General features: G+C 70.7%; 19 protein-coding genes. 11 read left to right on the top strand and 8 right to left on the bottom strand.

What is annotated here, in order from left to right; all coding sequences use genetic code 11:
- Positions 1-9: 9 nt before the first annotated feature.
- Positions 10-699: a winged helix-turn-helix domain-containing protein gene (locus ACIPY8_RS04220; protein ID WP_400815300.1), complete on the bottom strand. Its 690-nt coding sequence runs from the start codon at positions 697-699 to the stop codon at positions 10-12.
- Positions 700-1,094: 395 nt separating this feature from the next.
- On the opposite strand from ACIPY8_RS04220, the gene ACIPY8_RS04225 reads away from it, so the two are divergent.
- The 4 genes from ACIPY8_RS04225 (at position 1,095) to ACIPY8_RS04240 (ending at position 6,297) form a co-directional block, all read left to right on the top strand.
- Positions 1,095-1,334 (top strand): GNAT family N-acetyltransferase, encoded by a 240-nt coding sequence (locus tag ACIPY8_RS04225; RefSeq protein WP_400817644.1) that lies wholly within the window; start codon positions 1,095-1,097, stop codon positions 1,332-1,334.
- A 54-nt stretch (positions 1,335-1,388) separates the two neighbouring features.
- Complete coding sequence (locus ACIPY8_RS04230) at positions 1,389-1,871, top strand: DIP1984 family protein (RefSeq protein WP_400815302.1); 483 nt, start codon at positions 1,389-1,391, stop codon at positions 1,869-1,871.
- Positions 1,872-2,140: 269 nt separating this feature from the next.
- Entirely contained in the window at positions 2,141-3,295 is a 1,155-nt protein-coding gene (locus tag ACIPY8_RS04235; RefSeq protein WP_400815304.1) for an exonuclease SbcCD subunit D, read from the top strand.
- The gene (locus tag ACIPY8_RS04240) at positions 3,295-6,297 is read left to right on the top strand and encodes an AAA family ATPase (protein ID WP_400815306.1); all 3,003 of its coding nucleotides are present in this window, start codon (positions 3,295-3,297) and stop codon (positions 6,295-6,297) included. The genes ACIPY8_RS04235 and ACIPY8_RS04240 overlap by 1 nt, the downstream gene beginning before the upstream one ends.
- Positions 6,298-6,321: 24 nt before the next feature.
- Here the strand turns inward: ACIPY8_RS04240 and ACIPY8_RS04245 are convergent, their stop codons facing one another.
- Positions 6,322-6,879 (bottom strand): nucleoside phosphorylase, encoded by a 558-nt coding sequence (locus tag ACIPY8_RS04245; protein ID WP_400815309.1) that lies wholly within the window; start codon positions 6,877-6,879, stop codon positions 6,322-6,324.
- Positions 6,880-6,983: 104 nt separating this feature from the next.
- Between ACIPY8_RS04245 and nadE the strand changes: the two genes are divergently transcribed.
- The 3 genes from nadE to ACIPY8_RS04260 all read left to right on the top strand — a co-directional run bounded on the left by nadE (position 6,984) and on the right by ACIPY8_RS04260 (position 12,138).
- Positions 6,984-7,802 carry an ammonia-dependent NAD(+) synthetase gene (gene nadE, locus ACIPY8_RS04250; protein WP_400815311.1) on the top strand — a complete coding sequence of 273 codons (819 nt, stop codon included), beginning with the start codon at positions 6,984-6,986 and terminating at the stop codon, positions 7,800-7,802.
- Positions 7,803-7,876: 74 nt separating this feature from the next.
- Positions 7,877-11,350: a TM0106 family RecB-like putative nuclease gene (locus tag ACIPY8_RS04255; protein WP_400815313.1), complete on the top strand. Its 3,474-nt coding sequence runs from the start codon at positions 7,877-7,879 to the stop codon at positions 11,348-11,350.
- An 8-nt stretch (positions 11,351-11,358) separates the two neighbouring features.
- Positions 11,359-12,138, top strand: coding sequence for a GNAT family N-acetyltransferase (locus ACIPY8_RS04260; protein WP_400815315.1), 780 nt, complete (start codon positions 11,359-11,361; stop codon positions 12,136-12,138).
- 11 nt (positions 12,139-12,149) lie between these two features.
- Here ACIPY8_RS04260 and upp read toward each other — a convergent pair whose 3' ends face one another.
- Positions 12,150-12,782 (bottom strand): uracil phosphoribosyltransferase, encoded by a 633-nt coding sequence (gene upp, locus ACIPY8_RS04265; RefSeq protein WP_400815317.1) that lies wholly within the window; start codon positions 12,780-12,782, stop codon positions 12,150-12,152.
- A 75-nt stretch (positions 12,783-12,857) separates the two neighbouring features.
- Here upp and tadA point away from each other — a divergent pair, with 75 nt between their 5' ends.
- A complete protein-coding gene (gene tadA / locus ACIPY8_RS04270; protein WP_400815319.1) occupies positions 12,858-13,313 on the top strand; it encodes a tRNA adenosine(34) deaminase TadA in 456 nt (151 codons plus the stop codon).
- 100 nt (positions 13,314-13,413) lie between these two features.
- Here the strand turns inward: tadA and ACIPY8_RS04275 are convergent, their stop codons facing one another.
- Positions 13,414-14,385: a cation diffusion facilitator family transporter gene (locus ACIPY8_RS04275; protein WP_400815321.1), complete on the bottom strand. Its 972-nt coding sequence runs from the start codon at positions 14,383-14,385 to the stop codon at positions 13,414-13,416.
- Between the two features lie 60 nt (positions 14,386-14,445).
- Here ACIPY8_RS04275 and proC point away from each other — a divergent pair, with 60 nt between their 5' ends.
- Complete coding sequence (gene proC / locus ACIPY8_RS04280; protein ID WP_400815323.1) at positions 14,446-15,285, top strand: pyrroline-5-carboxylate reductase; 840 nt, start codon at positions 14,446-14,448, stop codon at positions 15,283-15,285.
- A 3-nt stretch (positions 15,286-15,288) separates the two neighbouring features.
- On the top strand, positions 15,289-15,576 hold the full coding sequence (locus tag ACIPY8_RS04285) for a DUF1905 domain-containing protein (protein WP_400815325.1): 288 nt from the start codon (positions 15,289-15,291) through the stop codon (positions 15,574-15,576).
- Between the two features lie 22 nt (positions 15,577-15,598).
- Here the strand turns inward: ACIPY8_RS04285 and ACIPY8_RS04290 are convergent, their stop codons facing one another.
- Positions 15,599-16,270, bottom strand: coding sequence for a TrkA family potassium uptake protein (locus tag ACIPY8_RS04290; RefSeq protein WP_050721759.1), 672 nt, complete (start codon positions 16,268-16,270; stop codon positions 15,599-15,601).
- A complete protein-coding gene (locus tag ACIPY8_RS04295) occupies positions 16,263-17,693 on the bottom strand; it encodes a TrkH family potassium uptake protein (protein ID WP_400815327.1) in 1,431 nt (476 codons plus the stop codon). Before ACIPY8_RS04295 ends, ACIPY8_RS04290 begins: the two co-directional genes overlap by 8 nt.
- Positions 17,694-17,794: 101 nt before the next feature.
- On the opposite strand from ACIPY8_RS04295, the gene ACIPY8_RS04300 reads away from it, so the two are divergent.
- Positions 17,795-18,211: an ArsR/SmtB family transcription factor gene (locus ACIPY8_RS04300; RefSeq protein WP_400815329.1), complete on the top strand. Its 417-nt coding sequence runs from the start codon at positions 17,795-17,797 to the stop codon at positions 18,209-18,211.
- A 195-nt stretch (positions 18,212-18,406) separates the two neighbouring features.
- Here the strand turns inward: ACIPY8_RS04300 and ACIPY8_RS04305 are convergent, their stop codons facing one another.
- A complete protein-coding gene (locus ACIPY8_RS04305) occupies positions 18,407-19,219 on the bottom strand; it encodes an ABC transporter permease (protein ID WP_400815331.1) in 813 nt (270 codons plus the stop codon).
- Positions 19,216-20,100: an ATP-binding cassette domain-containing protein gene (locus tag ACIPY8_RS04310; protein WP_400815333.1), complete on the bottom strand. Its 885-nt coding sequence runs from the start codon at positions 20,098-20,100 to the stop codon at positions 19,216-19,218. Before ACIPY8_RS04310 ends, ACIPY8_RS04305 begins: the two co-directional genes overlap by 4 nt.
- Positions 20,101-20,119: the final 19 nt, after the last annotated feature.

Consider the following 20,119-nt stretch of genomic DNA (forward strand, 5'->3'; position numbering starts at 1 on the left):
GTCCGACGATCAGAAGCGGTCGGGGGAGGGGGTGCCGTGACCATAGCGGATCACGACGTCGGCGTGCCGGTCGAAGCGGTAGCCGATGCCGCGCACGGTGCGGACGATGTCCTCGTAGCGGCCGAGCTTGGCGCGGAGTCGACGGACGTGCACGTCGATCGTGCGCTCGCCGGGGGTCTCGTCGTCCTGAGCCTGCCACAGCGCGGACACGAGCTCACTGCGCTCGATCGTGCGGCCCTCGCGGAGCACGAGGTACTGCAGCAGCTCGAACTCCTTGTACGTGAACGCGGCGGACTCGCCGTCGATGAGGACGCGCTTGCGGGAGATGTCGACGACGACGCCGCCCTCCTCGTCGTTGGTCTCCTCCTCGGCCGCGGCCTTGGTGCGGGCGATCGCTCCGGGCTCGTGCAGGGCGAGGCGGACGACGTCGAGGTCGCGTCCGCCCGAGCCGTGCGGGGCGAGAGCGACGGTCGCGTGCGTCTCGGCCCCGGGCGCGAGCTCGGCGAGGGTGCGGCGGAGCGCGTCGACGAGGAGCGGCAGGCTCACGCCGGCTTCGGCGGCCTTGATCTCGTCGAGGCCCACGTAGAGGGCGAAGCCGCGCGGCGAGCGGACGGCGGGAAGATCGGCGGCGAGCGGAGCGGCGGCGGTCGGCGCGGCGACGGCGGTGGAGGGACGCTCGAGAAGTGCGGTGTTCGACATGATGATGAAGTCCTCAGGACGTGAGCCGAAGGGGCTCGGATGCGTTGCATGAATGACCGGGCGAGCCGGAGAAGCGAGCAAGGGTGGATGCTCGGTGACCCGGACCTCGCAGATCGCGACAGGTCAGGTCAGGCGGAGTGGCTGTTCGTTCAGCGACACATTCGGCAACACATGCCAACGCGACCGGGCATCATCATCCCGGCAGTCCCGTTCGCCTCCTGGGCGGACAGAGGGCTTGCGTTGGTAGTCATGGGGGGATTATTACCGAAGAAGTCCGGGCGTGTCAAAACGACGACCCTCCGCGAGAGCGGGCGTACCGTGGAGTGGTGACCTCTTCTACCCTCGCCTCCGGATTCCTCCTGACCGACGAGAAGGACGCGTCGCGGTACACGCTGATGCGCGACGGACAGCTCGTGAGCGTGCTCGACTACCGCGACGACGGCGCCACCATCGCTCTCACCCGCGCCTTCACGATCCCGACTTTCCGGGGTCACGGCTACGCGGGCGTCGTCGTGGAGGGGGCGGTGGCCGACATCGAGTCCCGGGGGGATCGCAAGGTCGACGCGGTGTGCTGGTACGTCGCCGACTGGTTCACGGCGCACCCCGAGCACGCGTCCCTGCTGCGCTCGCGCTGACGCGTCGACCGTGTGACGCTGTGTTACACGCGGACTCCCTGCGAGGATGAGCGCATGAGACTCGCCGAGGCCCTCACCGCCCGTGCCGACCTGCAGCGCCGCATCGAGCAGCTGCGCGCCCGCATCACCGCCAACGCGCGGTACCAGGAGGGTGAGGAGCCCGCCGAGGACGCCTCGGCGCTGCTCGTCGAGGCCGAGGAGGCTCTCGCGGAGCTGCGCGATCTGATCCGCCGCATCAACGCCACGAACGCGCGCCTCGATCTCGGCGCCGACGGCACCATGACCGATGCACTCGCGGCGCGGGACGTGCTGCGGCTGCAGCACTCGCTCCTGGCCGATGCCGCCGCAGCAGCGTCCGGGGGCGGAGTGCCGGGCTTCCGGCAGATGCGCTCCGAGCTGCGACAGCTCACCGCGCTGCCCGTCGGGTCGCTGAGGGCCCGGGCGGACGAGACCGCGCGCGAGCTCCGCGAGCTCGACAACCGGATCCAGCAGGCGAACTGGACGAACGATCTGGAGGGGGAGAGCGGGAGTCGGTAGTCACGACGGGGCGGGCACACCCCCAGCCGGAGGGGCAAGTCCGGCACCTGTGGGGCGGAGGGCAGCCCGGACACGCATCGCGCAGCCCCGCACGCCGCACCGGTGATCGCGCACCGCGCACCACGCATCACCGCGTGCCGACCGTCGTGACGAGGGTGGGTCAGGGGACCTCCCGCTCTCCCGGGCCGACCCGGTCGCCGCCCGGACTCTCTCGCGGCTCGGCGGCACGCCTCTGAACGAATGTCGGTGGTCGTTCGTACCGTGTGAGTATGCGGATCCTGCACACCTCCGACTGGCACATCGGTCGCACATTCCACGGTCACTCGACCATGGATGCGCTGGCCGAGGTGCTCGACGCGCTCACGGCGCAGGTGCGCGAGCACGGGGTCGACGTCGTCATCCTCGCCGGAGACGTGTTCGACTCGGCGACGCCGGCCGGACCCGCGTACACGCTGCTGAGCGACGCGCTCGTCTCCGTGAGCGACGCCGGAGCGCGGGTCGTCGTCACGAGCGGCAACCACGACTCGGCCGCCCGGCTGGGTTTCCAGGCGCGGCTGCTGCGCGACGGCATCCATGTGCTCACCGACCCGCTCGCGGTCGGCGCCCCCGTGACGATCGAGGACGAGCACGGCCCGGTGCGGTTCTTCGGCATCCCGTACCTCGAGCCGGCGATCGTCCGCCAGCACTGGAGCGGCGTCGAGCTGCGCACGCAGGCGCAGACCCTGTCGCACGCGATGGACCTGGTGCGCGCGGGCATGGCGGAGCACCCCGGCCGTTCGGTCGCGATCGCGCACTGCTTCGCCGCAGGAGTCGACGCCACGCTCGGTCTCGAGCGCGAGGTGCGCCAGGGCGGACTCGACGTCGTGCCCCTCGCGGTGTTCGACGGCCCGGACTACGTCGCGCTCGGTCACATCCACGGGCGCCAGCAGGTGAGTGAGCGAGTGAGGTACTCGGGTGCACCCCTGCACTACAGCTTCGGCGAGCAGAGCAAGCCCCGCGGCTCCTGGCTCGTCGACCTCGACGCCGACGGCCTCGCGGACGTGCGGTGGCTCGAGCTGCCTGTGCCGCGCCGTCTCGTCACGCTGACGGGCACTCTCGACGAGATCCTCTCCGTCGAGAACGTGGCCGCGCACGCGGACGACTGGGTCTGCGCGGTGTACACCGACGCGCTCGCTCAGACGGAGCCGATGCGTCGCCTGCGGGAGAGCTACCCCTTCTGCGCGATGGTGCAGCACCAGCCCGAGATCTCCGAACGAGCGGTCGAGCGCTCCTACGTCGATCGTCTCCGGGGCGCGGTCACCGACACCGAGCGGATCGAGGCGTTCCTCGAGCACGTGCGCTCCGGCCACGGGCCGAGCGAGCGCGAGAGCGAGCTCATCCGCGAGGTGCTCGACGACCGCGTGCGCGCGGATGCGCTGATCTGATGCAGCTGCACCGGCTCGAGGTCGAGGGCTTCGGCCCCTTCCGCGCCCGCCAGACCGTCGACTTCGACGCCTTCGCGGACGACGGCATCTTCCTGATCGAGGGACGCACGGGCGCGGGCAAGTCCAGCATCCTCGACGCCGTGTGCTTCGGGCTCTACGGCGGCGTGCCGCGGTACGAGGGCGGGGACAAGCGTCTGCGCAGCGACCACTGCGAGCCCGACGACGTGACCGAGGTCGTGGTGGAGTTCAGCACGCCGGCCGGACGCTACCGCGTGCGACGCTCTCCCGAATACGAACGGCCCAAGCGTCGCGGCGGCGGCATGACGACCCAGGCGTCCGCCGTGCAGCTCGACACGATGATCGGCGGCGAGTGGATCGGACTGGCTGCGAAGGAGCGCGAAGCGGCGTACGAGCTCGACGAGATCCTGCAGCTGAGTCGCGAGCAGTTCCTGCAGGTGATCCTCCTGGCGCAGAACCGCTTCTCCGAGTTCCTGCTCGCCGGCAGCCGTGACCGCCAGGCTCTGCTGCGACGTCTGTTCGGAACCGAGCGGTTCGAAGACGTGCAGGCGCGATTCGACGAGCGACGTCGCGCCGCGGAACAGGACCTCAGCGCCGGACTCGCCGCCGTCTCGGCGCGGCTAGACGAGGCCGAGCGGCTGGTCGCCGCGACCACTCCCGAGGGCGCGACAGACGACGCCCAGGACGGCGCGGAGGTGGTGGCCGCGCCGATCGGCGATGCGTCGCGCACGAGCGAGGAGCGACTGGAGGTGCTCGACCGGTCCCGTGCGCGCGCCGAGTATCAGGCGGAGCGCCGATCCGCGGAGAAGTCCGAGGCGGAGGAGCGGTCCGCGGCGGCCGACGCCGCACTCGCCGAGGCCAAGCAGGAACGACGGGACCAGCAGGAGAGGGATCGCGCTCGCAGCGCGCTCGCAGCCCTCGACGCCGTCGAGGCGGACATCTCCCTGGCGAGGGAGGAGCTGGCGCAGGCGCGGCAGGCCGAGAGCCTCCGCACGGTCATCGCCGCGGCGTCGCGCGCATCCGCAGCGCTCGACAGCGCACGCGACGCAGAGGCCGAGGCGCGACGAGCCTGGGAATCGCTGGGCATCGAGACCGAGGACGTCGGCGACTGGGTCGGCGAACGCACCCGCGAGACCGGCGTCTGGCGGCGCGCTGAGGAGCTGGAACGCGCACTTCCGGCCGTCGAGAGCGAGCTCGTCCGGGCGGGGGAGGCCGTCGCGGACGTGACCGCCCGCCTCGCGGCGATCGAGGTCGAACGAGACGGCCTGCCCGCGCGACAGGACGAGCTCACCCGTGAACGCGACAGGGAACGACGCACGGCGGATCTCGTCGAGGTCCGGGCGTCCGAGGCCGCTGCGGCGACGGCCCGGCTCGTCGCCGCGACCGAGGTCGTGCGCCTCGAGGCCGAGGAGCAGACGGCCGCGCGACGTCTCGCGGAGGCGAGCGCGACCCTGGCCGAACGGCAGTCGGCGCTCGCGGCGTTGCGGAGGCGTCGCCTGGACGGATTCGCGGGCGAGCTCGCCTCGGGACTGCAGGACGGCGAGGCCTGCCCGGTCTGCGGGGCGCGGGAGCATCCTGCTCCGGCCCTGCACGCCGACCCCGTGTCAGCAGACGACGTCGCCGAGGCGGAGGAGCGTCGAGACGTGCAGACGGCGGCCGAGCGCGAGGCCGCCGAGGTCGTCGCCGCCGTGCACGCCGAACTCGTCGCCGCGCGCACGCGGGCCGACGGTCGCGACGTCGACGCCGCGACCGTCGAACAGGAGCAGAGCGCCCAGGCGCACGCACTCGCCGTGACCGCCCTCGAGCGCGTCCGTGCGCTCGAGGGCGACCTGACGGAGCTCCGTACCCGGAGCGAGCAGCTGCAGACCGACCGCGACTCCGCCTCGGCCGCGCTCGCGGACGTCCGCGAGGCCGAGGCGCTGCTCGCCCAGCGCGTGGGCGAGGCGCGGAGAGCCGTCGCGGAGGCGCGAGGCGACCACGTCTCCGTCGCCGAGCGCCTCGCGCGCGCGGACGCCGAGGTCGCCGCCGCGAGGCGCCTCCTGGACGCGAGCGCCGATCTCCTGCGGCGGAGCGAGACGGCGACCGTGGCCGGGGCCGAGCAGGAGGCTGCGCTCGCCGCATCGTCGTTCCCCGATGCCGGCGCCGCCGACCGTGCGCTGCGCTCGACGGCGGTGCAGGACGCACTCGACGAGCGCATCGCGCAGCATGCGGTGCAGCGGGAGACGGAGCGCGCGATCCTGCTGCCTCTCGAACTGCGAACGCTGCCCGAGGAGGCGATCGACCTCGCACCGGTCGAGGCGCGATCCGTCGAGGCGCGCACCCGGTGGGCCGAGGCCGTGACCGCGGCGGAGCGGGCCGCCGGAACGGCCGAGCGACTGAGCGGGCTCCTCGCCGACGCCCGCGCCGCTCATGCGCGCTCGGCCGCGGGCGCGGCGGACTTCGAGGTGCTGCGCGGCCTCGCCGACGCCATCGCGGGACGAGGAGCGAACACGCGCAAGATGACGCTCGAGACCTTCGTGCTCGCCGCCGAGCTCGAGGAGATCGTGGAGGCGGCGAATCGTCGGCTCGGCGACATGTCCTCCGGGCGCTACCAGTTGCGGCACTCCGATGCGCTCGCCGCCCGCGGCGCGGCCTCGGGTCTCGGGATCGTGGTGTTCGACGCCTACACGGGGCAGACGCGCCCCGCGCAGTCGCTCTCGGGCGGGGAGACGTTCCTCAGCTCTCTCGCCCTGGCTCTCGGACTCGCCGAGGTCGTGACGGCGCGGGCCGGCGGCATCCGTCTCGACACGCTGTTCATCGACGAGGGGTTCGGATCCCTCGACGGCGACACGCTCGACATCGCGATGCGCACGCTCGACGAGCTGCGCCAGGGCGGACGCACGGTCGGCGTGATCAGTCACGTCGAGGCGATGCAGGAGCAGATCCCCGCCCAGCTCTCCGTCCGGGCCACGCCGAACGGGCCGAGCGTCATCGAGACGCGCTGACGCGGATCGGCGACAGCCGGAGCGTCAGACGCCGTACTCCCGGCGGACGGTCTCACGCAGGAGCACGCTGCACCGCGCGATCGCCGCGCGGAAGTCGACCAGGGCGCCGTCCTCGGCACGGTCGGAGATCGCACGGAAGGCGCGGATCGGCACGCCGAACTGCTGCGCGACCCAGATGTACGCGTACGTCTCCATGTCGACCAGACCCGCGCCGGAGGGGCGGATGACCGCCGTGATCCCGGCATCCCCGACGAAGCTGTCACCCGTGGCGATCAGCACGCCCTCGCGCCCCGTCGACACACGCGCCGGAAGGGACACATGCTGCCCGGGGACGCCGTCGAGGTCGAACACATCGTGCTGCAGCGCACTCCCGATCTCGTGCACGACCGCGTCGAGCGTCGGGTCGATGCCGCCGGCCGTGCCGACCACCACCACCTCGTCGTACGCCGTCGCGGACAGCGCACGGGTCAGCGCGTAGGTCGCCTGCATCTTCCCCTCGCCGGTGACGAGCTGATCGAACCCGTCCAGGTGGTCGGGGAATGCCTCGAGTTCGGATGCCATGGCGGCGACGAGAAGTCTCACCCGTCCATCCTCGCATCCGCGACCGGTCGGGCAGCACGCGGTCCGCGTCATCCCGATGTAACACTGGGGGAGGATACTGAGGAGCGAGTAGACCGGAGGATCACGTGTCCCTGCAGAACCAGATCTCTGACGCTCTCGGCGTGAAGCCCGAGATCGACCCGGCGGCCGAGGTGGAGCGCCGCGTGCAGTTCCTCGTCGACTATCTGCGCACCACGGGGGCGAAGGGCTTCGTGCTGGGCATCTCGGGCGGACAGGACTCCACGCTCGCGGGGCGTCTCGCCCAGCTCGCCGTCGAGCGCGTGCGCGCCGAGGGCGGTGAGGCGTCGTTCCTCGCGGTCCGCCTGCCCTACCGCGTGCAGCACGACGCCGCGGACGCCGAGCAGGCGCTGACGTTCATCGCCCCGGACTCGTCCGTCGAGGTGAACATCCAGAACGGCGTCGACGGCGTGGAGGAGGACATCGAGTTCGCCGTCACGAGCGACATCAGCGACTTCAATCGCGGCAACATCAAGGCGCGCGTGCGCATGGTGACGCAGTACGCGCTCGCGGGCCACGACGGCCTGCTCGTGATCGGCACGGACCACGCGGCCGAAGCAGTGACCGGCTTCTACACGAAGTTCGGCGACGGCGCCGCCGACATCCTCCCTCTCTCGGGACTCAGCAAGCGTCAGGGGCGTTCGTTGCTGCTGCACCTCGATGCACCGGATCGGCTCGCCTTCAAGGTGCCCACGGCGGATCTGCTCGACGGTCAGCCTGGGCGAGCGGACGAGGACGAGCTCGGCCTCACGTACGAGGAGATCGACGACTTCCTCGAGGGGCGCCCCGTCGATCCCGACGTCGCCGGTCGCATCGAGTCGAGGTACCTCGCGACCCAGCACAAGCGCAACCTCCCGGTGACCCCCGACGACACCTGGTGGCGCTGACACGCCACCCCTGATCCGACGCCCGTGTCGGATGCCGCGGCTAGGGTCGAAGCATCCGAAGGAACGGGAGAATCGTGCGGATCGACACCCAGGCGCAGCGCGTCATCTGGAGCGCCAGCGACCTCAAGGCGGCCGCCGAATGCGAGTTCGCGTGGTGTCGGGCGATCGACGCGAAGCTGGGTCGGGTGCCCGCGGTCGAGGAGCCGGAGGATGCGACGCTCGCTCGTGCGGCGCGACTCGGCGACGTGCACGAGCAGAACGTGCTCGAGCGCTACATCGAGGAGTTCGGCGACGGCGCGGTGCACCGGGTCGAGAAGGTGTCGTCGGTGGATGCCGAAGCGCTCGCCGCCGCGGTCGACGAGACGGTCCGCGCGCTCGGATCCGACGCGCGGATCCTGTTCCAGGCGGCGTTCTCCACCGAGGAGTTCGTCGGATTCGCGGACTTCCTCGCCCGCGACGACGACGACCGCTGGCGGGTCCAGGACTCGAAGCTCGCGCGCACCGCCCGCGTGACCGCGCTCATGCAGCTCGCGGCCTACGTCGACCAGCTCGATCGGCTCGGCATCGCGCGATCCGACGAGGTCGACCTGATCCTGGGCGACGGCACACTCAGCACGCATCGCGTCGACGATCTGCTGCCGCTGTTCCGGGTGCGTCGGGCGAGGCTGCGGGCACTGATCGCCGACCGCCGTATCGACGACCCCGATCCCGGCGCGGCGCTCGCGTGGGGCGACGACCGCGGCGATCTCGAGGTCGTCGCGTGCGGGCGATGCGCGACGTGCGAGGAACAGGTCATCGCGCATCGCGATCTCCTCATGGTCGCGCGGATGCGACCGGTGCAGCGTGCCCGGCTGCGCAGTGCCGGCATCGAGACGATCGACGCCCTCGCCCAGGCGACCACGCCGCCCGAGGGCATGAACGTCGACACCTTCGAGACCCTCCGAGACCAGGCGCGGCTGCAGCTGCGCGCCGACGCCGAGGGCGTGCCGACGTTCGATGTGCACTACGCCGCCGCGATCCACACGCTTCCGGTGCCGAGTCTGGGCGACATCTTCTTCGACTTCGAAGGCGACCCGCTGTACACCGAGGCCGCGCCCGACGGGCAGGCGCAGTGGGGACTCGACTACCTGTTCGGGTGGGTCGACAACGGCGATCAGTACTCCGCGCTCTGGGCGCACGACTTCTCCGCCGAGAAAGAGGCGTTCGAGCGCTTCCTCGACTTCGTCGGGGTACGCCGATCCGCGCACCCCGGAATGCACATCTACCACTACGCGCCCTACGAGACGTCGCATCTCGTGGCGATGGCCGCGAGGTACGGTGTGCGTGAGGGGGAGGTCGACCGGCTGCTGCGCGAAGGCGTGTTCGTCGACCTGTATCCGCTCGTCCTCCGGACGGTGCGCGTGGGGTCGCGCTCGTACTCCATCAAGAAGCTCGAGCCGCTGTACATGGGCGACGAGGTGCGCACGAGCGACGTGCAGAAGGGCGACGACTCGATCGTGCAGTACGTCGCCGCGCGCGAACTGGCCGCGGCGGGGGAGCAGGTCGAGGCGGATGCGGTGCTCGCCGACCTCGCGGACTACAACCGCTACGACTGCGTCTCGACGCGTCGGCTGAGGGACTGGCTCATCGAGATCGCCCGTCGTGAAGGGGTGTATCCCGCGCCGCCGGACGAGCCGGACGAGGTCATCTACGAGCCGTCCCCGCGCTCGGTCGCTCTGCTGGCGGACGCCGAGCGCGACGTGGCCGACGGCGGCGACGGGCAGCTCTTCCGTATCGCCGCCGCGGCGATCGATTACTTCCCGCGCGAGGCGAAGAGCTTCTGGGTGGCGCATTTCCAGCGTCTGCGTGAACCCGTGACGATGTGGGACAGCACACGCGATGTCGTCAAGGTCGATCGCTCCTCGTCGACGGTCGTGCGCGACTGGAGCGTGGCCGAGGGGCGTCGCGTGCAGTCCAGGGACATCGAGATCCGCGGCGAGGTGTCGCCCGGCACGACCCTCGGAGAGGGGGCGCAGCCGTTCGCCCTGTACGAGGTGCCGGCTCCGTTCGACACCGAGATCCCGTCGCGAGCCGTGCACGTGCCGCACACCGTGACGATCACCGGGGTGCTCGACGACGGGTACCTCCTCACGGAGACGGCGATCCAGGGCCAGACCTGGGACGAGCTGCCGCTCGCGCTCACACCGGCCGCGCCACCGCGGGTCGTGTCGCTGCAGGGAGCGATCGACGAGTGGGCCGACGCCGTCCACGCCGCGGCCCCGTCCCACCCGCGCGACGCCGCCACGGACATCCTCCGCCGGCTGCCACCGCGCACGGTCTCGGGAGCACCGCTGCCGGAGCAGGGCGTCGACACGATCGACGCGATCGTTCGCGGGATCCTCGATCTCGACCGCAGCTACGTCGCCGTGCAGGGGCCTCCCGGCACGGGCAAGACCTACACAGGCTCGCAGGTCATCGCGCGGCTCGTGAACGAGCACGGATTCCGGGTCGGCGTCGTCGCGCAGTCGCACGCGATCATCGAGCACCTCCTCGACCGTGTGGTGGCCGACGGAGTCCCGGCGGGACAGGTCGGCAAGGCGCCCAAGGATTCATCCTCCGAGCCGTCGTACACGGTCATCCCGAAGAGCGGCATGGCGGCTTTCCTGTCCGAGAACGAGGGGCGCGGCGTCGTCGTCGGAGGCACGGCGTGGGACTTCAGCAACACGGCGCGCGTGGATCGGGCGGGACTCGACCTCCTCGTGGTGGACGAGGCAGGACAGTTCTCGCTCGCGTCGACCATCGCGGTGGCGGCCGGAGCGCAGCGCCTCCTCCTGCTGGGAGACCCGCAGCAGTTGCCCCAGGTGAGTCAGGGCGCGCATCCGGAACCCGTCGACACGTCGGCGCTCGGGTGGGTCATGGACGGCGACGCCGTCGTGCGTCCCGAGTACGGGTACTTCCTCGAGAAGTCCTGGCGGATGCATCCCGCGGTCGCCGCGTCGGTGTCCGCGCTCTCCTACGCGGGGCGTCTCGCCTCGGCCCCAGGCACCGAGAAGCGCGCACTGGAGGGCGTCGACCCCGGCCTCCACGTCGTGCCCCTCCGTCACCGCGGCAACGCCACGCAATCGCCGGAGGAGGCGCAGCAGGTCGTGGACCTCGTGCGCGACCTCCTCGGACGGACCTTCGTCGACAACGACGATGCCGCGACGACGAGGCCGCTGGAGCAGACCGACATCATCGTCGTCACGCCGTACAACGCCCAGAGGCAGCTCGTGCTCGATGCTCTCGCGCAGGCCGGGTACCCGGAGGTCCCGGTCGGCACGGTCGACAACTTCCAGGGCAAGGAGGCGGTGGTGTCGATCACCTCGCTCGCCGCGTCGAGCGGGCGTGACGCCCCGCGGGGGCCCGAGTTCCTGCTCATGCAGAACCGTCTCAACGTGGCCATCTCGCGCGCCCAGGTCGCCGCCTACCTCATCCACTCTCCTGCGCTGCTCGACGACCTGCCGCGCACCCCCGAGGGCGTCTCGCGGTTGAGTGCGTTCGCGCGACTCGTGGGCGCGGCCGAGGAGTGACCGCCGGAATGGACGAGATCGCACACACCCGCGCGGAGATCCTGCGGGCCTCGGCCGCGTGGGCGTGGTTCCCACGGGGCAGCGAGCATCAGAAGAAGCATCTGCAGCTCGTCCGCTATCCCGCACGCTTCGGCGGCGGCGTCCGCGGGTCGCAGGTGGACTCGAGCTCCGACCCGGGCGCGATCATCGACCACGCGCTGGAGCGGACGCGGGCGTGGGGCGAGAGCCGGTTCACGTTCTGGACCAACGCCTCCGATTCCCCGGACCTCGAGGACGAACTCCGACGCCGCGGCGCCGACCACATCGACACGGTCGCGGTGTTCGCGCGAGCGGTCGACCACCCGGCCATCGAGGTGCCGCCCGGGGTCACCGCCGAGATCGTGCGCACCCTCGAACAGGTGCGTGAGGTCGACAGCGTGAACGTACCGGTGTGGGAGCAGACCGCCCTCGACGACGAGGGACTGCGCACCGAACTCGACGAGGTCACGGCCGCCCTCGACGCCGGAGGAGGGCTCCGTGTGCTCGCCAGGATCGACTGCGAGCCCGTCGGCACCGGCGGCTGCACGATCGTCGACGGTTTCGCCCGACTCTGGGGCGCGGCGACGCTGGCGCACGCACGCGGTCGAGGGGCGTATCGCGCCGTGCTGGCCGAGCGCCTTCGCGCGAGCGCCGAGAGGGGCGCGACCACGGCGCTCGTGAAAGGCCGCGTGACGACGTCGGCTCCGATCCTCCGCCGTGCGGGGTTCGTGCACTACGGCGACGAGCGAGCGTACCGCCTCACCGTGTGAAGCGTGCCGCGTCAGACCGTGCCGTACAACCGGTCGCCGGCGTCGCCGAGACCGGGCACGATGTACCCCTTCTCGTTCAGACGCTCGTCCAGCGCGCCGAGCACGAGGGTGACGTCGCGGTCGCCGACCATGGCTTCGATCGCGGCGACGCCCTCGGGAGTGCCGAGCAGGCAGATCGCCGTGACGTCCTTGGCTCCGCGGTCGAACAGGAACTGAATCGCGGCGGCGAGGGAGCCGCCGGTGGCGAGCATCGGGTCGATCGCGAAGCACTGGCGGTCGCTGAGATCCTCGGGGAGACGCTCGGCGTAGGTCGTCGGCTCGAAGGTCTCCTCGTCGCGGACCATGCCGAGGAACCCGACCTCGGCGGTCGGAAGCAGCTTCACGAGACCTTCGAGCATGCCCAGACCGGCGCGCAGGATGGGCACGACGATGGGCCGCGGCTCGGAGATCTTCACGCCCATGGTCGTCGTGACCGGGGTCGTGATCTCGATCGGGCTGACCTTCACGGTGCGCGTCGCCTCGTACGCGAGCAGCGTCACGAGCTCCTCGGTCAGCTGTCGGAACACCGGCGACGGCGTGCGATGGTCGCGCAGCACGGAGAGCTTGTGGGTGACGAGAGGGTGGTCGGCGACGTGGACACGCATGGATACAGGCTAATGCGCCGCGCGCCTGCGCACGACATCGGAAGCGCGGAGGCGGTGCTGTCGTAGGCTCATCGCATGCCCACCTCCGACCGCTCCGCCATGCGCCGCGCGCTCGAGCTCGCGGCAGAGGCGGCACGGGTCGACGAGATCCCCGTCGGAGCGGTCGTGCTCGACGCCGACGGTCGTGTCGTCGCCGAGGGGCGCAACACCCGTGAGGAGACGCACGACCCGACGGGTCACGCCGAGATCGAGGCGCTGCGCCGTGCCGCCGCATCCCTCGGGTCGTGGAACCTCGAGGGGCACACTCTCGTGGTGACCCTCGAACCGTGCATCATGTGCGCGGGGGCCATCCTGCAGGCGCGGATCGCCCGGGTCGTCTTCGGCGCCTGGGACGACAAGGCCGGTGCCGCGGGGTCGATGTACGACGTGCTCCGCGACCGGCGTCTGCCCTATCGGGCCGAGGTCGTCGGGGGAGTCGAGGCGGACGCGTCGACGGCTCTGCTCCGCAGCTTCTTCGAGCAGCGCCGCTGACACGCATCCGAGCCGACTTCGGCGGTGCCGTCGAACTTCTGCGGCCGCGCGTCCGGTCAGGGGCCGCAGAAGTTCTCCATGGCCGCAGAAAGTGTCGGGGTCAGTCGGAGGACTTCAGGACGAAGACGTCGGTCGACGGCTCCGGATCGATCGAGGGACGGTAGACGTCGGGCTCGATGTAGATCACGCGGGCGATCGGCAGGGCCTCGCGGATGCGGGCCTCGATCGCGTCGATGTCGTCGGCCGCCTCGCGCAGCGGCTTGTCGGCGCTGAGTGCGATCTTCGCCGCGACCATGAGCTCATCCGGCCCGAGGTACAGGGTCTTCATGTGGATGATCTTCTCGATCTCGTCGCCCGCGTTGATCGCGTCGACGATGCGGTCGTGGTCGGCGGCGGTCGCGCCCTCGCCCACGAGCAGACTCTTGGTCTCGACGCCGAGCACGATCGCGATGATCACGAGCAGGATGCCGATCATCAGCGTGCCGAGGGCATCGAACACCGGGTTGCCGGTGATGATCGTGAGCCCGACGCCGAGCAGGGCGAACGTCAGACCGGTCAGGGCCCCCACGTCCTCGAGCAGCACCACGGGGAGCTCCGGGGCCTTCGCACGGCGCACGAACGAGACCCAGGACTGCCCCTTGTCCCGGACGCGGTTGCTCTCCTTCACGGCCGTGCGCAGCGAGAACGACTCGAGACCGATCGCGAAGACGAGCACGACCACGGGCAGCCACCACCAGGTCTTGTCGAGCTCGTGAGGGTGCGTGAGCTTCTCGATGCCCTCGTAGATCGCGAACAGGCCGCCGAGCGAGAAGAGGATGATCGACACGACGAAGGCGTACACGTAGCGCTCGCGACCGTAGCCGAAGGGGTGCGCGCGGTCGGCCTCGCGCCGCGCCTTGCGTCCCCCGAGCATGAGGAGCAGCTGGTTGCCGGAGTCGGCGACCGAGTGGATGGCCTCCGCGAGCATCGACGCGGACCCCGAGAGCGCCCACGCCAGGAACTTCGCCAGGGCGATCCCCAGGTTCGCCAGGAACGCCGCGATGATCGCCTTGCTGCCGCCTGATGCACTCATGGGTCGAGTCTAGGACGGCCTCTCCGGGGAACCGGGGTGCGCCCGCCGTAGGATGACGACATGGCTGACTCTCTTCCCGCCCTCGCGTTCCTCGGTGCCGGTTCGATGGGAGGAGCGATCCTCCGCGGGGTCGTCGCGTCCGGCATCCGCGTCGACGGCGGGATCACCGCGACGAACCGCACACCGGAGAAGGCCGAGACGTTCGCCGACCTCGACGGTGTCACGAGCATCGCCCTGTCCGAGCGCCCGGAGGGCAACCTCGAGGCCGCCCGCGGCGCGCGCATCGTGCTCGTCGGCGTGAAGCCCGCCATGGTCCCCGATCTGCTGCGCGAGATCGCCCCGGTGCTCGCCGAGGACGCGATCGTGGTGAGCCTCGCCGCCGGCGTCACGCTCGCGACCTTCGCCGACGGGCTCGGTGCCGAGGCCCGCGTGATCCGGTCGATGCCGAACACCCCGTCGACGATCCGCAAGGGCGTCACCGGGCTCGCGGCGGGAGCTGCGTCGAGCCCGGAGGACCTCGCGCTCGTCCGTCGCCTGTTCGAGACCGTCGGCGTCGTGATCGAGGTGCCTGAGTCGCAGATCGACGCGCTGTCGACCATCTCGGGATCCGGGCCCGCCTACGTCTTCCTGCTGATCGAGGAGTGGACGAAGGTCGGCGTCTCGCTGGGGTTCAGCGAGACGGACGCCCGCGTCATGGCGGAGCAGACCTTCATCGGATCGACGGCGCTGCTCGAGGCCTCGGGCGAGACGCCGGCCGAGATGCGGCGACGCGTGACCAGCCCGAAGGGCACGACGGAGCGGGCGATCGCCGTGCTGCAGGACGCGCACCTGGCCGACACGTTCGCCGAGGCGTCGGCCGCCGCGCTCGCCCGCAACAGGGAACTCGCGGCGGGGAAGTGACGCATGCGGCTGAGCGTCTCGGGTGAGATCTGGTACTGGCGCGGTCCCGCGCCGTTCCATTTCGTGACCGTGCCCGAGGCGGAGGCCCGCATGATCCACGAGGTCTCGTCTCTCGTCACCTACGGCTGGGGGATGATCCCGGCATCCGTCACGATCGGCTCCACGACCGTGACCACGGCGCTGTGGCCCAAGGACGGCGGGTACATCGTGCCGATCAAGAAGGCCCTGCAGGATCGCGAGGGCGTCGGGGTCGACGACACCGTCGAGATCGTCCTCGACATCGACGCCTGACCGCCCGCGGGCGCGTCGAGGATCAGCGGTCGAGCGAGGCGAAGCGCTCGATGTCGCTGTTGGTGCCCGAGACGATGATGAGGTCGTGGTTCGTGACGATCGTGTTCGCCTCGGCGTAGCGGAACGGCTTGCCCGGGCTCTTCACGCCGACGACCGTGACCTTGTACTTGCTGCGCACGCCCGACTCGTTGAGGCCGACGCCGCGGATGAACTTCGGCGGATACATCTTGGCCAGCACGAAGTCGTCGTCGAAGCGGATGAAGTCGAGCATCCGCCCCGACACCAGGTGCGCGACGCGCTCTCCGGCCTCGCGCTCGGGGTAGATGACGTGGTTCGCGCCGACCCGGGCGAGGATCTTGCCGTGCGACTGCGACACGGCCTTGGCCCAGATCTGCGGCACCTTGAGGTCGACGAGGTTGGCGGTGATCAACACGGACGCCTCGATCGAGGACCCGACGGCCACGACCGCGACCTGGAAGTCCTGAGCGCCGATCTGGCGCAGCGCGTCGATGTTCTTCGCATCGGCCTGGACCGTGTGCGTCACTCGGTCGGACCACTTCTGCACGAGCTCGAGGTTGTCGTCGATCGCGAGGACCTCGCGATCGAGGCGGTCGAGCTCGCCGGCGCAGGCGGCGCCGAACCGGCCGAGACCGATGACGAGGACGGGAGCGTCGCCCCGGAGGACTTCAACCAACGATCGGCCTTTCCACGGGCAGTGAGTAGTACTGCGTTCGCGATGTCGCCGCGACGGCCGCGGCGAGAGTCACTGTACCAACGCGCCCCATGAAGATGGTGGCCGCGAGCACGTACGCCCCCGCGTCGGGGAGCTCCGCCGTGAGGCCGGACGAGAGGCCCACGGTGGCGAACGCGGAGATCACGTCGAACAGCACATGGCTGATGTCGTCCTTCGTGATCTGGGCGATGATGATCGTCGACAGCGCCACGATGGTCGCGCCCCACGCGACGACGCTGAGCGCGACGCGCTGCACGTCGCTGGGGATGCGGCGGCCGAACGCCTCGACCGACTGGCGCCCCTTCGCCTCCGACCACACCGCGATCGCGAGCACCGCGAGGGTCGTCACCTTGATGCCGCCGGCCGTCGACGCCGATCCGCCGCCCACGAACATGAGCATGCTCGCCGCGAGCAGCGACGACCCGTTCATGTCGTCGATCTCGATCACGCTGAACCCGCCCGAGCGGGTCATGGCGGAGAGGAAGAACGCCTGGAACGTCGTGTCGGCGGCATCCATCGACCCGAAGGTCTTCGGGTTGTCGTACTCGAGGATCAGGAAGACCGCGGCGCCGATCACGAAGAGGAGCACGGTCGTGACGAGCGTGAGCTTGGTGTGCAGCGACCACTTCTTGACGTGCCACACGTGCTTCGCGAGCGTGTAGATCACGGGGAAGCCGATGCTTCCGAGGAACACGCCGACCATGAGCAGACTCAGCACGAGGTAGTCGTCGGCGAACACCGCCACGCCGCCCGCATTGGGGGCGAAACCCGTGTTCGTGAAGGCCATGGCCGCGAAGTACGGCGCCTCCCAGAGGGCGGCGATCGGGTTGACCCCGGCCATCACGAGCGCCGGGTAGAGGAGCACGGCGAGCGCGCCCTCGATGATGAGCGCCGAGACCGCGACGGTCGTCAGCAGCTGACCGACCTCGCCGAGGCGCACGGTCTGGCTCTCGTTCACCACGCCGCCGTGTGCGCGCAACGGGTTCGTGTCGCCCGCGGCCATGAGCTTCGCCCGCAGGCCGAGGCGCTTCGAGATCAGCATCCCCATGAGCGAGGCGAGGGTGAGCACGCCGAGCGCGCCGATGTTGACGCCGACGAAGATCAGCACGTGGCCGAACGGCGACCAGTAGGTGGCCATGTCGACCGTCGAGAGCCCGGTCACGCAGATCGTCGACACCGCCGTGAAGAGGGCGTCGGCGAGAGGGGTGACGGTGTGCGACGCCGACGAGATCGGCAGGGAGAGCAGCACCGTGAAGACGAGGATGAGCAGAGCGAAGATCACGATCGCGAAGCGCGACGGCGACGAGGTGATGATGTGCTTGCCCCAGGATGCCGCGCCCTCGAGGCGCTGGCGGGGAGACGACGCCGAAACGATGCCCGACATCACGTCCCCCTTCGTTCCTCGACCGCGCCCCGCGGCCGCACGACGCCGTTCGCCGAGCCTTCGTCATGGTACTCCGTGCGGGGGGCGACTACCCTGAACTCATGACCGACATCTTCGACGTGATCGCGGACGGCACGAGGCGCGACATCCTCCAGCTCCTCCTGCGTCGCACCGCGGACGGCGAAGCCGGCACGAGCGTGAGCCAGATCGTGGCCGACCTGGGCATCAGTCAGCCGACCGTGTCGAAGCACCTCAAGGTGCTGCGCGAGGCCGAACTGGTCAGTGTGCGGGAAGACGGTCAGCGTCGCTTCTACAGCCTCGCGGTCGAGCCGCTCGAGGTCGTGGACGACTGGCTGGTGCCGTTCCTCGTCGACGCCTACGGGGACTCCGCGCCCCACGTCGACTTCTCGGGTCAGCCGCTGCCCGACGGCGCGGCGCACGCGGCTGAGGTCGTCGGCCGGGCCGCGGCATCCGCCCGTCATGTGGTGACCTCGGCGCTCAAGCGTCTCGGCGGCTGACGCCGCACGACATCGCCCCCGACGAACGGGGGGCATGTCGTCGGGGGCGATCGCGCGGATCCCCAGATCCGCGTGGACTCGAACGGTGCCGTGCCGAGTCGTCCTCCGACCCTGGCAGAGGAGCCTGAGCGGATCCGGCGCGACTCCTATGGCTCCGCTGAATCGGAATGCGGCCGAGCGGCCTGACGCGCGGCGTCAGCGCCGGGCGGCCTTGCGACGGAACAGCCAGGAGCCCCACGCCACGGCGATGACGAGGATCACCAGGCACCACCCGATGGCCCACCAGGGCTGCGCGTCGAGCGCGGTGCCGGCGAGCAGGCCGCGGATGGTGTCGACGATCGGCGTGATCGGCTGGTGCGCGGCGACCGGCTGCAACCACCCGGGCATGCTCGCGACCGGAACGAAGGCGCTCGACAGGTAGGGGAGGAACAGCAGGATGAACCCGTATCCGTTCGCTCCCTCGGGGCTGCCGGCCGCAAGGCCGATCGCCGCGAAGAGGTAGGTGATCGCGAGGATGTACAGCGCGATGAGACCGGCCAGCGCGATCCACCCGCCGATCGATGCCTCGGGGCGGAAGCCGACGAGCACTCCGACCCCGATGACGATCGTCGTCGCGACGAGGTTGCGCACGAGGCTCGCCACGACGTGGCCCGTGAGCACCGCACTCGCCCGGATGGGCATGGTGCGGAAGCGGTCGATGATGCCGTTCTGCATGTCGCTCGCGACGTACAGCGCCGTCGACGACGCCCCGAAGCCGGCGCACGTGAGGATGATCCCCGGGACGACGTAGTCGACGTAGCCGCCCGACGGATCGATCGCTCCGCCGAACACCCACGTGAACATGAGCATGAGCATGACCGGCAGCAGGATCGCCATGAGCAGCGATTCGCCGTCGCGCAGCGAACGGCGAAGGCTGCGGCCGACGAAGACCGCCTCGGCGCTGAACCCCCGCAGACGCGGGCGGGCGGCGACGGGGGACGGGACGGATGCCGTGAGCGCGGCGTTCATGCGTGCTCCTTGAGGGGTGTCGTGTCGGTGACCGCGAGGAAGACGTCGTCGAGGGTGGGTCGGCGCAGCGTGACGACCGCGTCGGGATGCTCGTGCTCGGCGAGTCGTTCGAGTGCTCGCCGGAGCCCCGCGATGCTGCCGTCCGTGGCGATCTCCCGCACGAGGTCCCCGCGGGCATCGTGCAGTTCGACGGTGTCGCCGCCGATCCGCGCCTTCAGCTCCGCGGGGGACCCGATCGCGGCGATGCGCCCGTCGTGCAGCACGGCGATGCGATCGGCGAGCTGGTCCGCTTCCTCGAGGTACTGCGTCGTGAGGAACACCGTCGTGCCCGCGGCGGCGAGCGAGCGGATGATGTCCCAGAGGTCACGACGGCTGCGGGTGTCGAGGCCGGTCGTCGGCTCGTCGAGGAAGAGCACCTCGGGCGCGACGACGAAGCTCAATGCGAGGTCGAGTCGGCGCCGCATGCCGCCCGAGTACGTGCGGACGGGGCGGTTCGCGGCATCCGTCAGGTCGAACCGGGTGAGGAGCTCGGTCGCCCGATGCGCGGCGGCGGCGCGGCCGAGGCCCGCGAGTCGCGCGAACATCACCACGTTCTCGATCGCCGTGAGCGCGTCGTCGACCGCGGCCGCCTGGCCTGTGAGGCTGATGCGCCGCTGCACCTCGACGCGCTGGGTGCGGGTGTCGAACCCTGCCACCCGCGCGGTGCCGGAGTCGGCGTCGAGCAGAGTGGTCAGGACGTTGATCGTGGTCGTCTTGCCCGCGCCGTTCGGGCCGAGCAGGGCGAAGACCTCGCCGCGCTCGACCTCGAAGTCGAGTCCGGCGACGACGGCCCTCGTGCCGAACGTCTTGTGCAGGCCGCGCACTTCGACGGCTGTGGTCATGGGCTCGTTCCTCTCCTGG

Source organism: Microbacterium sp. NPDC089696, assembly GCF_044749125.1.
In the GTDB taxonomy this organism is placed as follows: Bacteria; Actinomycetota; Actinomycetes; order Actinomycetales; family Microbacteriaceae; genus Microbacterium.

What these genes read in the sequence shown, in the direction of transcription:
- ACIPY8_RS04310 (WP_400815333.1), bottom strand. Translation starts at nt 20,100, where the DNA reads ATGACCACAGCCGTCGAAGTGCGCGGCCTGCACAAGACGTTCGGCACG.
- ACIPY8_RS04305 (WP_400815331.1), bottom strand. Translation starts at nt 19,219, where the DNA reads ATGAACGCCGCGCTCACGGCATCCGTCCCGTCCCCCGTCGCCGCCCGC.
- proC (WP_400815323.1), top strand. Translation starts at nt 14,446, where the DNA reads ATGGCTGACTCTCTTCCCGCCCTCGCGTTCCTCGGTGCCGGTTCGATG.
- upp (WP_400815317.1), bottom strand. Translation starts at nt 12,782, where the DNA reads ATGCGTGTCCACGTCGCCGACCACCCTCTCGTCACCCACAAGCTCTCC.
- ACIPY8_RS04275 (WP_400815321.1), bottom strand. Translation starts at nt 14,385, where the DNA reads ATGAGTGCATCAGGCGGCAGCAAGGCGATCATCGCGGCGTTCCTGGCG.
- ACIPY8_RS04295 (WP_400815327.1), bottom strand. Translation starts at nt 17,693, where the DNA reads ATGTCGGGCATCGTTTCGGCGTCGTCTCCCCGCCAGCGCCTCGAGGGC.
- ACIPY8_RS04230 (WP_400815302.1), top strand. Translation starts at nt 1,389, where the DNA reads ATGAGACTCGCCGAGGCCCTCACCGCCCGTGCCGACCTGCAGCGCCGC.
- ACIPY8_RS04285 (WP_400815325.1), top strand. Translation starts at nt 15,289, where the DNA reads ATGCGGCTGAGCGTCTCGGGTGAGATCTGGTACTGGCGCGGTCCCGCG.
- tadA (WP_400815319.1), top strand. Translation starts at nt 12,858, where the DNA reads ATGCCCACCTCCGACCGCTCCGCCATGCGCCGCGCGCTCGAGCTCGCG.
- ACIPY8_RS04235 (WP_400815304.1), top strand. Translation starts at nt 2,141, where the DNA reads ATGCGGATCCTGCACACCTCCGACTGGCACATCGGTCGCACATTCCAC.
- ACIPY8_RS04260 (WP_400815315.1), top strand. Translation starts at nt 11,359, where the DNA reads ATGGACGAGATCGCACACACCCGCGCGGAGATCCTGCGGGCCTCGGCC.
- ACIPY8_RS04240 (WP_400815306.1), top strand. Translation starts at nt 3,295, where the DNA reads ATGCAGCTGCACCGGCTCGAGGTCGAGGGCTTCGGCCCCTTCCGCGCC.
- ACIPY8_RS04300 (WP_400815329.1), top strand. Translation starts at nt 17,795, where the DNA reads ATGACCGACATCTTCGACGTGATCGCGGACGGCACGAGGCGCGACATC.
- ACIPY8_RS04220 (WP_400815300.1), bottom strand. Translation starts at nt 699, where the DNA reads ATGTCGAACACCGCACTTCTCGAGCGTCCCTCCACCGCCGTCGCCGCG.
- ACIPY8_RS04225 (WP_400817644.1), top strand. Translation starts at nt 1,095, where the DNA reads ATGCGCGACGGACAGCTCGTGAGCGTGCTCGACTACCGCGACGACGGC.